We start from the raw sequence: 14,227 nt of genomic DNA on the forward strand, positions 1-14,227 counted from the left end.
GGAGAGCCTAGAACCCCCGCCGATCCGACGGGCGGGCCGGCGGCACTGGACCGTGAGTCGCTGGGAGACTCAAGGGCCAGCGCCACGCGGACGTCATGAGATCTCGCGGTTCGCACCGCCGATTTCCATGACGTCAGCCCACGCTGGCTTCGGCGGTCACCGCTCGACGTACGCCATGGAGCGCAGGCCGCGCTCGAGGTGCCAGGCGAGGTAGGCCGAGACGAGGTTGCTGGCCTCGCGCAGGTGGCGCGGGTCGGCGGCGTGGACGACCGGCCAGTCGCCGACGAGGAGTGCGCCGAGCACGCCGACGGTCTCGGCGGCGGGCGTGGCCGAGCCCGGCAGCCGGTCGGAGGCGCACAGCACGCCGCCCGCGGAGGGGTTGAAGAAGCGGTGCGGACCCTCGACGCCGCACTGGACGCAGTGGTCGAACGACGGCGCGTAGCCGGCGACCGACAGCGAGCGCAGGAGGTAGGAGTCGAGCACCTGCTTGGCCGGATGCTCGCCCCCGGCCATCGCGCGGAGGCCGCCGACGAGCAGCAGGAACTGCTGCACGGCCGGCTCCTTCTCCTCGGTGACGAGCCGCTCGGCGGTCTCGAGCATCACGGTGCCGGCGGTGTAGCGGTCGTAGTCGAGCCCGAGCCGCGCGTGGAACGGGTCGAGCGTCTCGGCCTGGGTGATCACGTCGAGGCTGCGCCCCTCGGCGAGCTGGAGGTCGACGTGGGTGAAGGGCTCGAGGCGCGAGCCCCAGCGCGACGTCGTGCGCCGCACGCCCTTGGCGACCGCGCGGACCCGCCCGTGCTGACGCGTCAGCAGGGTGATGATGCGGTCGGCCTCACCCAGCTTGTGGGTGCGGAGCACGACGGCCTCGTCGCGGTAGAGGGGCACCCGCCCATTGTCCCCCACCGGCCCCGCCCGGGGCCGCCCGACCTGCGTGCCGCGTCAGCCTTTCCGGGACCGCGCGCCGCTCGGCGCGGGTCGCTCGCGCCAGCACTCCAGCGCGAAGTCGGCCGCAGCGGCGGAGAGCCGCTCGGGGCGCAGGCGCCACTCGAGGATGGAGGACGCCTGCTCGAGGCGTACGTCGGGCAGCTCGGCGGCCAGCATGTCGGCGTCGATGAAGGGGTGGATCGGGCCGATCGGGTGGCCGACGAGGAGCACCGGCGCCTGGATCCGCCGACGCTGGCTCGACGACGGGGCGAGGCGACCGAAGATGACCCCGTGCAGCACCGAGGCGACGGACTCGGCGCGGTGGTCGAGGGTGTCGAGGCCGATCCCGGCCCAGAACGGGACGATGCCCCGAGGCACCGACCGCGCCAGCCGCTGCACCGTGTTGGCGGTGACCGGGAGGTAGCGCGCGGCCAGCATGATCGGGACGAACGCGAGGATGCCGGCCACCAGCGCGTTGTTGAGCACCGGCATCTCCACGAGGAGCCCGCGGACACGCTCGGGCGCGATGACCGCCACCTCGAGCGAGACGTTGGCCCCCAGCGACGTGCCGCCGATGACCGCCTGGTCGGCGCCGAGGTGGTCGAGCAGCGCCACCACCTGCTCCCCGAACGACGTCATCGAGTAGACCAGCGGGTCGGCCGGCTGGTCCGAGCGGCCGTGGCCCAGCAGGTCGAGCGTCACGACGTGCAGTCCCTGCGCGGCCATCGCCCGGGCCAGCGGCTGCTGCATCCGGCGCGGCATCAGCAGCCCGTGCAGCAGCACCACCCAGTCGTCGCCCGAGCCGTACTCGGTGTACTCCAGTCGGTCGCGCCCGCCGTCGGACTCGACGAAGAGCTGGCCGATCCGCTCGCTGACCACCATGGCGCGAATCTAGCGCCGCCGGCGCTCAGGCGCGGTTGACCGCGCTGATGACGGCCTTGAGCGAGGCGGTGACGATGTTGGCGTCGAGCCCCACGCCCCAGAGCACCTTGTCGCCGACCGCGCACTCCACGTAGGCCGCGGCGGTGGCGTCGCCACCGGCCGACAGCGCGTGCTCGGCGTAGTCGAGGACGCGTACGTCGCCGCGGCCGGCGTAGGCCGGGTTGCCGGCCGCCTGCTCGGCCTCGACGAGCTCGTTGAGCGCGTTGGTGAAGGCGTTGATGGGACCGTTGCCGGAGCCGGTGAGCTCGCGGCGCACACCGTCGACGTAGACATGGACGGTGAGCTGGTCGCTCTCCCCCGCTGCGCTGGAGGTGTGGACCGAGTCGAGCTTGAGCGGCGCCTCGCGGTCGAGGTACTCGCTGCGGAAGGCGGCCCAGATCGCTGCCGGGGCGACCTCGCCGCCCTCGGCGTCGGTGCGCTGCTGGATGACCCGGCTGAACTCGATCTGCGCGCGACGCGGCAGGTCGAGCTTGTGCTCGTGCTTGAGGATGTAGGCCACGCCGCCCTTGCCCGACTGGCTGTTGACGCGGATGACCGCCTCGTAGCTGCGACCGACGTCCTTGGGGTCGATGGGCAGGTAGGGCACGGCCCACTCGTGGTCGTCGACGGGGACGCCGGCGCGCTGCGCGTCGGCCTCGAGCGCCTCGAACCCCTTCTTGATGGCGTCCTGGTGGGAGCCGGAGAAGGCGGTGTAGACGAGGTCGCCGCCGTAGGGGTGGCGCTCGTGCACGGGCAGCTGGTTGCAGTACTCGACGGTGCGGCGGATCTCGTCGATGTCGGAGAAGTCGATCTCGGGGTCGATGCCCTGGGTCAGCAGGTTGAGCCCCAGCGTGACGAGGCAGACGTTGCCGGTGCGCTCGCCGTTGCCGAACAGGCACCCCTCGATCCGGTCGGCGCCGGCCAGGTAGCCGAGCTCGGCCGCCGCGACCGCCGTGCCGCGGTCGTTGTGCGGGTGGAGGGACAGCACGACGTGCTCGCGGTGGTGCAGGTGCCGGCTCATCCACTCGATCGAGTCCGCGTAGACGTTGGGCGTGGCCATCTCGACGGTCGCGGGCAGGTTGATGATCACCGGCCGCTCGGCGGTGGGCTCGAACACGTCGAGGACGGCGTTGCACACGCGCACGGCGAACTCGAGCTCGGTGCCGGTGTAGGACTCGGGCGAGTACTCGTAGAAGACCTCGGTGCCGGGGACGAGCTCCTCGTACTTCTTGCAGATCTCCGCACCGCGCACCGCGATGTCCTGGATGCCGTCCTCGTCGAGGCCGAAGACCACCCGGCGCTGGAGGGTCGAGGTCGAGTTGTAGAGGTGGACGATCGCCTGCTTGGCGCCGCGCAGCGACTCGTAGGTGCGCTCGATGAGCTCCTCGCGGGCCTGCGTGAGCACCTGGATGACGACGTCGTCGGGGATCAGGTCCTCCTCGATGAGCATCCGCACGAAGTCGAAGTCGGTCTGCGACGCGGCCGGGAAGCCGACCTCGATCTCCTTGTAGCCCATCTTCACCAGGAGCTCGAACATCTCCCGCTTGCGGGCCGGGCTCATCGGGTCGATGAGCGCCTGGTTGCCGTCACGCAGGTCGACCGCACACCAGCGCGGCGCCTGGGTCATCCGCTTGGTGGGCCAGGTGCGGTCGGCCAGGTCGATCGGGATGAACGGGACGTAGCGCTCGGGCTTCATGCCGCTGGGCCGCTGGGGGTTCCGCTCGTGGGGCGGGGTGTTGCTCATGGTGGTCATGACTCTTCCTCGGTCTGCTCGAAGGGGCGACCGGCACGCGCCACACTCCGCAACGAGGGGGCCGGGTCAGGCCTCGCTGCGGCGGCGAAGGAGAAGGCTGCGCATCATGACGGGAGACATGCTAGCCCTCCTCCGCGGTGGGGCCCGCCCGGCTCCCGGGTCGTGAGACGCCGGGGTCAGACCCGCCCGCGGGCGCCGTGCGCCACGGCGGTGATCTCGAACGGCCCCACGCCGAGGTGACGGCGCAGCACCTCCTCGAGGTCGCGGCGCCCGCCGGGCCCCAGCGCGGCGACCGCCTCCCCCGCCGGGCCGACGCCGTGGAGGTAGGGCTCCCACCACTCCTCGAAGCTCGGGTGGGTGACGCTCACGGCGAGCTCGACCGACTCGACGTCGCGCAGCCCGGCGTCGGCCAGGATCGCCACGAGGGCCTCGCGCGAGCTGCCGGGCATGTCGCGCTCGCCCGGGTGGTCCGGCGCGAGCTCGGCCACCGCCTGCCACAGCGGCCACATCGGCGCGCGCGAGCCGGCCAGGTCCCACACGGTGGCACCGACCCGACCGCCGGGCCGGGTCACCCGCGCCATCTCGGCGACGCCGGCGACAGGGTCGGTCATGAAGTGCACGACCAGGCAGGCAGCGGTGACGTCGCAGGTGTCGTCGTCGAAGGGCAGCGACTCGGCCGTCCCCAGACGCACGTCGACGCCGGGGAAGCGCTCGCGGCACGCCGCGACGAACGGCTCGGACGGGTCGATCGCGCGGACCTGCTCGGCCCCCAGGCGGTCGACCAGCACGCCGGTCAGCGCCCCCGGGCCGCAGCCGACGTCGACGGCCTGCTGGCCGGCCGACACCTCGAGCCAGTCGGCCAGGCGGACCGCCAGCAGCCGCGAGTAGCGGCCCATGAAGCGGTCGTAGGTGTCGCCTGCCACGTCGAACGTCACGGATCGACGGTACGCCCGCACACAGGCTGGGTGAGTAGCCTCAGCCCCGTGCCGCGCCTGCTCATCGTCCACCACTCCCCGACGCCGTCCGTCGCGGCGCTGGCCGAGGCCGTCGTGGCCGGCGCCTCGGACGAGGCGATCGAGGGCGTCGACGTGGTCGTGCGGCCCGCGCTCGAGGCCGATGCCGACGACGTGCTCGCCGCCGACGGGTACGTGCTCGGCACCCCCGCCAACTTCGGCTACATGAGCGGCGCGCTCAAGCACTTCTTCGACTCCATCTTCCTGCAGGCGGGTGGTGCCGTCACCGACGACGGCTCGGCCGCGACGGCCGACGGCGGCCCGAAGCCGTTCGGCCTGTACGTCCACGGCCGCTACGACACGACCGGGGCGGTGCGCTCGGTGCAGTCGATCGTGGGCGCGCTCGGCTGGCGGCAGAGCGCACCGGTCCTCGAGGTGCTCGGCGACGTCGGCGAGCCCGAGCAGGCGGCGGCCTACGAGCTCGGCGGCACGATCGCCGCCCTTGTGATGGGATGAGACGCCTGCTCGCGGCGGCCGCCGCCGCCCTCGTGCTGTCGGGCTGCACCTCGGGACCGACGACTCCTGCCGACGACCCGACGCCCTCGGGGGAGTCGCCGACCTCCGCCGAGGGCGAGCCCCGTGCGGATCCCGGCCCCCGGCCGAAGGTCGGCGAGTGCCACGCACTCACCTTCCGCCAGGCGGTCGCCGTGGTCGGACGCACCGCACCGGTCGCGTGCCGCAAGCCGCACACCGCCCAGACCTACTTCGTCGGCCGGCTCGACCTCACCACGAAGTCCGGCTTCACCCGGCGCGTGGACTCCCGGGCCGCCCAGCGGCAGATGAGCCGTGCCTGCACCCGCCGGCTCCCCGGCCACCTCGGGAGCACGCCCCGCGAGCTGCGACTGCGGATGGTCCGCGCGGTCTGGTTCAGCCCGAGCCAGGCGCGCGCCGAGGCGGGCGCCGACTGGTTCCGGTGCGACGTCGTCGCGGTCGCCTCACCCCGGCGGCTGCTGCGCCTGCCGCGCCGGACCAAGGGGTGGGCCGGCCCGGCGATGTGCGCCACGGCGCCACCCGGCACCCCGCGCTTCGAGCGCGTGGCCTGCAGCGCGAAGCACGCGTGGCGTGCGGTCGCCACCGTCGACATCCCCGGCAAGCGCCTGCCCGGGCCTGCCGCGATCGCCGACCGCATGGAGCCGGCGTGCCGCAGCGCCGCCGCTGACAGCACCGACGACCCGCTCGACCTCACCTGGTCGCAGGAGAGCCCGACCCGCGCGCAGTGGTCCGCCGGCCAGCACTACGGGATCTGCTGGGTGCCCGCCTGAGTCCGGGCGAGCGGGTCAGAAGCCGAGCTTGCGCAGCTGGCGCGGGTCGCGCTGCCAGTCCTTGGCGATCTTGACCTGGAGGTCGAGGTAGACCGGGGTGCCCAGCAGCGCCTCGATCTGCTTGCGGGCGGCCGTGCCGACCGCGCGCAGGCGCGAGCCCTTGTGGCCGATCATGATGCCCTTCTGGGAGTCGCGCTCGACGTAGAGGTTGGCGACGATGTCGAGCAGCGGCTTGTCGTCGGGGCGCCCCTCGCGCAGGCCCATCTCCTCCACCACCACGGCGATGGAGTGCGGCAGCTCGTCGCGTACGCCCTCCAGCGCCGCCTCGCGGATCAGGTCGGCGGCCAGCGCCTCCTCGGGCGCGTCGGTGAGGTCGCCGTCGGGATAGAGCGGCGGGCCCTCCGGCAGCAGCTTGACGAGCAGGTCGGCGAGCAGGTCGACCTGGTCGCCGGCGACCGCTGACACCGGGACGATCTCGGCCCACTCGGTCTTCGTCTCCTCGCCGAGCGCGGCGATGTCCATCAGGTGGTTGGCGAGCTGCTCGGGGGTCACCAGGTCGGTCTTGGTGGCGACCGCGATGCGCACGGTGCGGCGCACCTTGGCCAGCTCGGTGACCAGGAACCGGTCGCCGGGCCCGATCTTCTCGTTGGCCGGGAAGCACACCGCGACCACGTCGACCTCGGCCCAGGTCGTGCGGACGAGGTCGTTGAGCCGCTCGCCCAGCAGGGTGCGCGGGCGGTGCAGGCCGGGGGTGTCGACGAGGATCAGCTGGGCGTCCTCGCGGTGCACGATGCCGCGCACCACGTTGCGGGTGGTCTGCGGCTTGGAGGAGGTGATGACGATCTTCTGGCCCACCAGCGCGTTGGTCAGTGTCGACTTCCCCGCGTTGGGGCGACCGACGAAGCTCGCGAAGCCGCTGCGGTAGCCCTCGGGCGCCTCGTAGAACGCGCCGGCAGGGGCGACCCCGGAGAGATCGAAGTCGTCGTCGAGCTCGTCGTCGTCCAGCTCGTCCTCCGGCTGATCGTCCGGCTGGTCCTCGGGCTGGTCGTGCGGCTCGTCGTGGTCAGCCATCGGTCGTCTCCCTGGCAGCGTCGTAGTCGGCCCAGATCTGCTCATCAGTCTTGCCCGCGGCCTTGCCGGCGCGCCAGATCGGGCCGGGGTCGACGGCCCGGGGCTGGCGCCCGGCCGTGGCGCGCCAGTAGCCCATCACGTCGTAGTGGCTGGTCGGCAGCCCGACCTCGCGCATCAGGTGCTTGCGGATCGCGCGCATCTGCGCCGACTCCCCCGCCATCCAGAAGTAGCCCTCGCCGTCGGGCCAGTCGATGCCCTCGACGACCTTCGCGAGCGCGCTCTGGCCGGGGGCGGGCGGCGTGAGCCAGGTGACGTCGACGTCGGCGGGCAGGTAGCCGGCGAGGTCGTCGGGCACCTCCGCCAGGACGCGGGTCGGCAGGTCGGGGTGGGTCTCGGTGATGCGGGCCATCGCGGGCATCGCGGTCAGGTCGCCGACGAGCAGCAGCCACCGCGCACCCGGGGGCGGGGCGAACGACGCCTTGGGCTCGGTGATCGTGACCGTGTCGCCGACGCAGTCGCGCATCGCCCACTCGGTGACCAGTCCGACGTCGTGGACGACCACGTCGAGGGTCAGCTCGCCGTCCGCGAAGGAGCGCACGGTGTAGTAGCGGCTCTGGAACTGCCCGGGCACCACGAGGCCGACCCACTCGTCGGGGACGCCCGTCGAGACGAACCCGTCGAGGCCGTCGAGCACGAGGCGCACGAGGTGGTCCGACAGCGATTCGCGGCGACGCACGGTCGCCTGGAACTGCGCTGCGCGGGTGCTCACCCGAGGAGGCTATCGGTGGCTCACCAGTGGGGACGCATCGGGAAGTCGGAGCGACCGTCGTCGTGGTTGCGGGTGGCGAGGACCTGGTGCAGCTCGATCTCGTCGCGCTCGAACCCGAGCCGCGAGCCGGCGATGTAGAGGCCCCACACGCGGGCCGTTCCCTCGCCGACCTCGGCCACGCACTCGTCCCAGTGCTCGACGAGGTTGCGGTTCCAGTCGCGGAGGGTGGAGGCGTAGTGCGGGCGCAGGTTCTCGCTGTGCTGCACCTCGAGGTCCTGGTTCTGGGCGGCCGCGATGATGGTGCCCGAGCCGATGAGCTCGCCGTCCGGGAACACGTAGCGGTCGATGAACGGGCCGGTGTCCTGTCGGGTGTTGTGGCGGCGCGTGATGCAGTGGTTGAGCAGCCGGCCGCCTGGCCGGAGCCGGTCGCGGAGGTGGCGGAAGTAGCTCGGGTAGTTGCGCACGCCGATGTGCTCGGTGAGACCGATCGAGCTGATGGCGTCGAACCCGGTCTCCACCACGTCGCGGTAGTCGAGGTGGCGCACCTCGGCGAGGTCGCCGAGCCCCTCGCGGTCGATGGCCTCCTTGGCCCACTGGGCCTGCTCGAGCGACAGGGTGACCCCCAGGGCGCGTACGCCGTGCTCGCGGGCCGCGTGGCGCACCATCGCCCCCCAGCCGCAGCCGACGTCGAGCAGGCGCTGGCCGGGACGCAGGTCGAGCTTGCGGCAGACCAGCTCGAACTTCGCCGCCTGCGCCTCCTCGAGCGTCGCGTCGGGCGTCTCGTAGAGGGCGCACGTGTAGGCCATCGAGGGCCCGAGCACCATCTCGTAGAAGCGGTTGGACACGTCGTAGTGGTGCGCGATGACCTCGGCGTCGCGGGTCATCGAGTGCCGCAGCCCCTCGACCGCGCGCCGCCACCGCGGCAGGTGCTCCTGCGGCGGCGGGGCCGGTGGGCGCAGGTGGGACAGTCCGAGGCTGCGGGCGATGTGCAGCGCCTCGGCCGGGGTGGGCACCCGGAACTTCGTGCGGTCCTTGAGCAGCGCGAGCGCGTCGTAGGGGTCGCCGGGGTGGACGCCCGACAGGTCGAGGTCGCCGCTGACGTAGGCGCGGGCCATGCCGAGGTCGCCGGGCGCGGTCACCACGTAGGCGAGCCCGCGCTCGCTGCGCAGGTGCATCCCCACGCCGGCGTCGGGCGGGCCGGCGGCGCTGCCGTCGTAGGCCGTGAAGCGCAGCGGCAGGCCGCCCCGCACGAGCCGGTCGATGGCGTCGCCGATGGACATCCGTCCACGCGCGCCCGAGTCGAGGTCGGAGCCCAGGGTCATCGTCGTTCCACCACCTTGTCGTAGAGGGAGGTCAGCCGGTCGTCGGGATCGTGGACGGCCTTCACGCGGGCCAGCTGCGCGCCGCCGTAGAGGCGGTCGAACTCCTCGGGCGGGTAGAAGGCCTCGGAGTAGAGGCTCTTGTGGCCGCCGAGCTCGGAGACCTTCGCCTCGATGGCGCGGTTGCGCGGCGACGAGGGGGCGTTGGGCCCGACGTTGACGATGCCCCAGAAGCCCACGTTGACGTAGGTCGTGCCGGCGCTCAGCGGGTAGCCCGGCCAGGGGCGGTCGCCGGCTGCCTCCCCCGCGCGGCGCAGCCGCAGCGGGCACAGCCACACCGGCCGCATCCCGACCTCCCGGTCGAACCAGTCGAGGAACTCCGCGAGCCGCTCGACGGGCACCTCGACGTCCTGCACGACCCGCTCGCCCTGCGGCCGGCCCGCACGCCGGTCGAGCCGGTCGGCGACGCCGAGGCGGCGGTCGAGGGCGACGAGCTTCCAGTAGACGTCGGAGCGCCGCAGCCGGCGCGGCCACACCCGGCGCACCACCGGGTGCTGGGCACCGAACGCCCGCGAGCACCAGAACCAGTCGGTGTCCCAGCGCCAGAGGTAGTCGTGGACCGTGAGCCGGTCGGTGGTGCGCTGCTGCAACGAGCGGTAGAAGACCTGCTGACCGGTGTAGTCGCTCGTCGGGTCGGCGGCGTCGGTCCACCGGGCGAGGGTCAGGTAGAGCTCGTCGGGCGCGAACGCGACCCCGTCGAGGGCGTCGACCTGCTCGCCGTCCCACGCCCGGTCGCGGACGACCTGGGTGACGGCGTCGGCGAGCGCGGCGGGGTCGTCGAAGCGCACGTGGCGCAGCGCGACGTAGGAGGGGACCGGCTCGAGCTCGATGCGCAGCCGGGTGGCGTAGCCGAGCGAGCCGTAGGAGTTGGGGAAGGCGTCGAACAGCTCGTCGCCGGGCTTGGTCGTGACGATCTCGCCTGCCCCGGTGAGCACGTCCATCTCCAGGACCGACTCGTGGGGCAGTCCGCTGCGGAAGCTCGTCGCCTCGATCCCGAGCCCGGTGACCGCGCCGCCGAGCGTGATGGTGCGCAGCTGCGGGACCACGAGCGGGATGCGGCCGTGTGCCAGCGTCACCTCGACGAGGTGCTCGTAGGTGCACATCCCCTGCACCTCGGCGACGTCGCCGTCCACCTCGATGACGCCGGTGAGCCCGGAGACGTCGAGCCCCGGCCCGGCCCCGGCCCGGCCGCGGAAGAGGTTGCTCGTCCGCTTGGCCAGGCGGACCGGGGCCCCGGGCGGCACGGAGGCGTACGACTCGACGAGCCTCGCCGTCCCAGCGGCGTGCTCGGCCCATCCGACCGGGGTGCGCACGCGCCCACGCTAGCGAGAGGAGGCGACGTCCGCGAGGCTCACGGGCAGATCGGCAGGGGTCCTCAGGTGGCGAGGGTGCGGGCGAGGGCCCCGCGGGCGTCGCCCACGTGGACGGGCACGCCGGTGCCGGCGAGGTCGCGGACCGCGTCGAGGCCGGGGTCGCCGTCGAGGAGCACCACCGCCGCCTCGAGGCCGGTCGCCCCCGACGAGATCGCCATCGCCACGCACACCTCCAGCGCGGAGAGCGAGAGGTGCTCGAGCCGAACGCTGGCGGCGGCGTAGGTGCGGCCGTCGAGGTCGCGGACCGCGGCCCCCTCGTCGGCGCGGGCCCTCGCCCGGGTCGCCCGGGCGAGGGTCACCAGCTTGGCGTCCTCGGCGCTCAGCGCCTCCCGGGAGCCGGCAGGCAGGTCGTTGCTCATGCCAGCACCCTAGTGAGCGCCCGAGCGGCCCGCCGAGGTGACCGGGTGGTCGTCGTCGGCGCCCTCCGCCTCGTCGGCGAGCACCGTGACCAGGACGGTCTCGATCTTGTTGCGGCGGCCGGTGGCGCGCTCGGCCTCCAGCCGCAGGCCGTGGCACTCCACGACCGACCCGGGGATCGGGACCTTGCCGAGGTGCTTGGCCATCAGGCCGCCGACGCTGTCGACGTCGTCGTCCTCGACCGAGAAGCCGACCAGCTCGTCGAGGTCGTCGACCGGGTAGCGGGAGGACACCCGGATGGCGCCGCCCTCGAGCCGCTCGACCTCGACCTCGTCGGGGTCGTACTCGTCGGTGATCTCGCCGACGATCTCCTCCAGGACGTCCTCGATGGTGATCAGCCCGGCCGTGCCGCCGTACTCGTCGACCACGACGGCGATGTGCTGGCGCCGGGCCTGCAGCTCGCGCAGCAGGGCGTCGACCGGCTTGGAGTCCGGGACGTAGTGCACCGGGCGCATCACCTCGTCGACGCGCTGGGTGAACTCCACGTCAGGCGCCTCGAAGTCACGGCGGACCAGGTCCTTGAGGTAGGCCATGCCGACGATGTCGTCGAGGTTGTCGCCGATCACCGGGATGCGGGAGTAGCCGCTGCGCAGGAACAGCGACAGCGTCTGGCGCAGGTTCTTGTGGCGCTCGATGTAGACCACGTCGGGACGCGGCACCATCACCTCGCGGGTGATCGTGTCGCCGAGCTCGAACACCGAGTGGATCATCCGCCGCTCGCCGGACTCGATGATCGCGCCGGCCTCGGCGAGGTCGACGAGCTCGCGCAGCTCGGTCTCGGTCGAGAACGGTCCCTCGCTGAACCCCTTGCCGGGCGTGATCGCGTTGCCGAGCAGGATCAGCAGCGCCGGGATCGGGCCGAGGATCGTCGTGACGAGGGAGAGCGGGCCCGCCGAGGCGAGCGCCACGCGTACGTCGTGCTGGCGGCCGACGGTGCGCGGCGCGACGCCGATGACGACGAACGAGACGACCAGCATCACGCCGATCGTGGTGAGGAACGTCGGGACGGGCGATCCCTGGTAGGCGTCGCGCGCCCACGTGGCCACCAGCACGATGGCGCTGATCTCGCACAGCAGGCGCATCAGCAGCGCCGTGTTGAGGTAGCGCGCGGGGTCGTCGAGCAGCTTGACCAGGCGCACCGCACCGGGGCGGCCCTCGGCCTTCAGCTCCTCGGCGCGCGCCCGGGAGAACGCGCCCAGCGCCGCGTCGGCCGCGGAGAACAGGCCCGCGAGGACGACGAGCAGGGCGGCCGAGCCGAGCTGCCAGATGTCAGCGGTCATGTCAGGCGGGGTCGGCGGTTGAGCGCCACTTCTCGAGCAGCTCGCCCTGCAGCCCGAACATCACCGCGTGCTCCTCGGGCTCGGCGTGGTCGTAGCCGAGGAGGTGCAGGATGCCGTGCACGGTCAGCAGGTCGATCTCCGCCTCGCGGCCGTGGCCGGCCTCCTCGCCCTGCCGGCCGGCGACCGCCGGTGCCAGCACGAGGTCGCCGAGCACGCCCTCCTCGGGCTCCTCGTTGACCTTGCCGGGGCGCAGCTCGTCCATGGGGAAGGCGAGCACGTCGGTCGGCCCCTCCTTCTCCATCCACTGGCCGTTGAGCTCGGCGATGGTGTCCTCGTCGACGGCCTTGATGCACAGCTCGGCCTGGGGGTGCACCCGCATCTGGTCCATCACGAAGCGCGCCAGCTGCGAGAGGCGGCGTACGTCGAGGTCCTGGCCGGACTCGTTGAGGACCTCGATGCTCATCGCTGGCTCCGCGGGCCGGACTTCGGGCCGGACTTCGGGCCGGGGCGGGCCTCCTCGCGCTCGGCGTCGAAGACCTCGTAGGCCTCCACGATGCGTCCCACCAGCCGGTGGCGCACGACGTCGGTGCCGGTGAGGCGGCAGAAGGTGATGTCGTCGACGCCGTCGAGGATGCCCTCCACGACGCGCAGGCCCGACTGCGTGCCCGAGGGCAGGTCGACCTGGCTGGTGTCGCCGGTGACGACGATGCGCGAGCCGAAGCCGAGCCGGGTCAGGAACATCTTCATCTGCTCGGGCGTGGTGTTCTGCGCCTCGTCGAGGATGATGAACGAGTCGTTGAGCGACCGGCCACGCAGGAACGCCAGCGGGGCGACCTCGATGGTGCCGGCGGCCAGCAGCTTGGGGATCGTCTCGGGGTCGACCATGTCGTGCAGCGCGTCGTAGAGCGGGCGCAGGTAGGGGTCGATCTTCTCGCTGAGCGTGCCGGGCAGGAACCCGAGCCGCTCCCCCGCCTCGACGGCCGGCCGGCTCAGGATGATCCGGTTGACCTCCTTGGCCTGCAGGGCCTGCACGGCCTTGGCCATGGCGAGGTAGGTCTTGCCGGTGCCGGCGGGGCCGATGCCGAACGTGACGGTGCTCTTGTCGATCGCCTCGACGTAGCGCTTCTGGTTGAGCGTCTTGGGCCGGATCGTGCGTCCGCGGTTGGACAGGATGTTGAGGCTCAGCACGTCGGCCGGCCGCTCCTGCGTCTCGGCGCGCAGCATCTGGATGATCCGCTCGACCGTCTCGCCGGTGACGCCCTGGCCGGTGCGCACCAGCGTGACGATCTCGTCGAGGAGCCGCTCGGCCGTCGCGACCTCGGCGGACTCGCCCGCGAGCGTGATGCGGTTGCCGCGCACGTGCACGGTGGCCTCGAAGGCCCGCTCGATCAGCCGGAGGTGCTCGTCACCGGGACCCAGGACGGAGACCATGTCGATGCTGTTGGGGACGACCACGGTGTGGGTGGGTCGATCCTGTGGGGTTCCTGGTTGGTTCGTCGCAGTCATGGATGCCCGTGTCGGGCGGCCTTCCGGGTCGATGGCAGAGCCCTCCCATGCTACCGACCGGAACGCGTCCGGCCCACCTCGTTGTGCCCCGCCCCGCGACGGCCGCGCCGCGGCCGCTGCCGCGTTGGGTGGACGCGGGCGTCAGACGAGGGACTCGGAGGGGCGCGAGGTGCCGCCCAGCACGTGGAGGTGGGTGTGGAAGACCGTCTGGCCGGCGCCCGCGCCGGTGTTGGCGATCAGGCGGTAGTCGTCGTTGCCCGACGCCCGCGCCACCTCGTCGGCGAGGGACACCAGCCGGCCGACGACGGCCGGGTCGGCGGCCGCGGAGGCGGCGGCGTTCTCGTGGTGCTCCACCGGGAGCACCAGCACGTGGAAGGGCGCCTGCGGGTTGAGGTCCCTGATGGCGATGGCGTGGTCGTTGCGGGCGAGGACCTCGGCGGGGATCTCCCCGGCGACGATCCGGCAGAAGACGCAGTCGTCGGACGTGGTGCTCATCGCCCCAGCCTAGGGTCTGCCCGCGGCCGGTGGGCGGCGTGTGACCCGTGGCCCGAGCCCCGCG

Annotated in this window: 15 protein-coding genes; 2 read left to right on the plus strand and 13 right to left on the minus strand. The window is 72.7% G+C overall.

Going from position 1 to position 14,227, the window contains the following annotated elements; all coding sequences use genetic code 11:
• Nucleotides 1–156: 156 nt before the first annotated feature.
• From recO to AC4H2S_RS16080, 4 genes are all read right to left on the minus strand, one after another.
• Entirely contained in the window at nt 157–885 is a 729-nt protein-coding gene (gene recO, locus AC4H2S_RS16065) for a DNA repair protein RecO (protein WP_491497982.1), read from the minus strand.
• A 54-nt stretch (nt 886–939) separates the two neighbouring features.
• Nucleotides 940–1,806: an alpha/beta fold hydrolase gene (locus tag AC4H2S_RS16070; RefSeq protein ID WP_491497983.1), complete on the minus strand. Its 867-nt coding sequence runs from the start codon at nt 1,804–1,806 to the stop codon at nt 940–942.
• Nucleotides 1,807–1,831: 25 nt separating this feature from the next.
• On the minus strand, nt 1,832–3,598 hold the full coding sequence (gene leuA, locus AC4H2S_RS16075) for a 2-isopropylmalate synthase (protein WP_491497984.1): 1,767 nt from the start codon (nt 3,596–3,598) through the stop codon (nt 1,832–1,834).
• 176 nt (nt 3,599–3,774) lie between these two features.
• The gene (locus AC4H2S_RS16080; RefSeq protein WP_491497985.1) at nt 3,775–4,533 is read right to left on the minus strand and encodes a class I SAM-dependent methyltransferase; all 759 of its coding nucleotides are present in this window, start codon (nt 4,531–4,533) and stop codon (nt 3,775–3,777) included.
• A 48-nt stretch (nt 4,534–4,581) separates the two neighbouring features.
• On the opposite strand from AC4H2S_RS16080, the gene AC4H2S_RS16085 reads away from it, so the two are divergent.
• Nucleotides 4,582–5,067 carry an NAD(P)H-dependent oxidoreductase gene (locus AC4H2S_RS16085; RefSeq protein ID WP_491497986.1) on the plus strand — a complete coding sequence of 162 codons (486 nt, stop codon included), beginning with the start codon at nt 4,582–4,584 and terminating at the stop codon, nt 5,065–5,067.
• The gene (locus tag AC4H2S_RS16090; protein WP_491497987.1) at nt 5,064–5,873 is read left to right on the plus strand and encodes a septum formation family protein; all 810 of its coding nucleotides are present in this window, start codon (nt 5,064–5,066) and stop codon (nt 5,871–5,873) included. The genes AC4H2S_RS16085 and AC4H2S_RS16090 overlap by 4 nt, the downstream gene beginning before the upstream one ends.
• 15 nt (nt 5,874–5,888) lie before the next feature.
• Here the strand turns inward: AC4H2S_RS16090 and era are convergent, their stop codons facing one another.
• The 9 genes from era to AC4H2S_RS16135 form a co-directional block, all read right to left on the minus strand.
• Complete coding sequence (gene era, locus AC4H2S_RS16095) at nt 5,889–6,878, minus strand: GTPase Era (protein ID WP_491498226.1); 990 nt, start codon at nt 6,876–6,878, stop codon at nt 5,889–5,891.
• Nucleotides 6,879–6,936: 58 nt separating this feature from the next.
• Nucleotides 6,937–7,713: a siderophore-interacting protein gene (locus tag AC4H2S_RS16100; protein ID WP_491497988.1), complete on the minus strand. Its 777-nt coding sequence runs from the start codon at nt 7,711–7,713 to the stop codon at nt 6,937–6,939.
• A 20-nt stretch (nt 7,714–7,733) separates the two neighbouring features.
• On the minus strand, nt 7,734–9,035 hold the full coding sequence (locus tag AC4H2S_RS16105; RefSeq protein WP_491497989.1) for a class I SAM-dependent methyltransferase: 1,302 nt from the start codon (nt 9,033–9,035) through the stop codon (nt 7,734–7,736).
• Entirely contained in the window at nt 9,032–10,405 is a 1,374-nt protein-coding gene (locus AC4H2S_RS16110; protein WP_491497990.1) for an FAD-binding oxidoreductase, read from the minus strand. The genes AC4H2S_RS16105 and AC4H2S_RS16110 overlap by 4 nt, the downstream gene beginning before the upstream one ends.
• A 62-nt stretch (nt 10,406–10,467) precedes the next feature.
• Entirely contained in the window at nt 10,468–10,824 is a 357-nt protein-coding gene (locus AC4H2S_RS16115; protein WP_491497991.1) for a cytidine deaminase, read from the minus strand.
• Between the two features lie 9 nt (nt 10,825–10,833).
• Complete coding sequence (locus AC4H2S_RS16120) at nt 10,834–12,162, minus strand: hemolysin family protein (protein ID WP_491497992.1); 1,329 nt, start codon at nt 12,160–12,162, stop codon at nt 10,834–10,836.
• Nucleotide 12,163: 1 nt separating this feature from the next.
• Nucleotides 12,164–12,625, minus strand: coding sequence for an rRNA maturation RNase YbeY (gene ybeY / locus AC4H2S_RS16125; RefSeq protein ID WP_491497993.1), 462 nt, complete (start codon nt 12,623–12,625; stop codon nt 12,164–12,166).
• Nucleotides 12,622–13,668: a PhoH family protein gene (locus AC4H2S_RS16130; RefSeq protein ID WP_491497994.1), complete on the minus strand. Its 1,047-nt coding sequence runs from the start codon at nt 13,666–13,668 to the stop codon at nt 12,622–12,624. The genes ybeY and AC4H2S_RS16130 overlap by 4 nt, the downstream gene beginning before the upstream one ends.
• A gap of 141 nt (nt 13,669–13,809) precedes the next feature.
• Nucleotides 13,810–14,163, minus strand: coding sequence for an HIT domain-containing protein (locus AC4H2S_RS16135; RefSeq protein WP_491497995.1), 354 nt, complete (start codon nt 14,161–14,163; stop codon nt 13,810–13,812).
• Nucleotides 14,164–14,227: the final 64 nt, after the last annotated feature.

Source organism: Nocardioides sp. Z13_37, assembly GCF_058355585.1.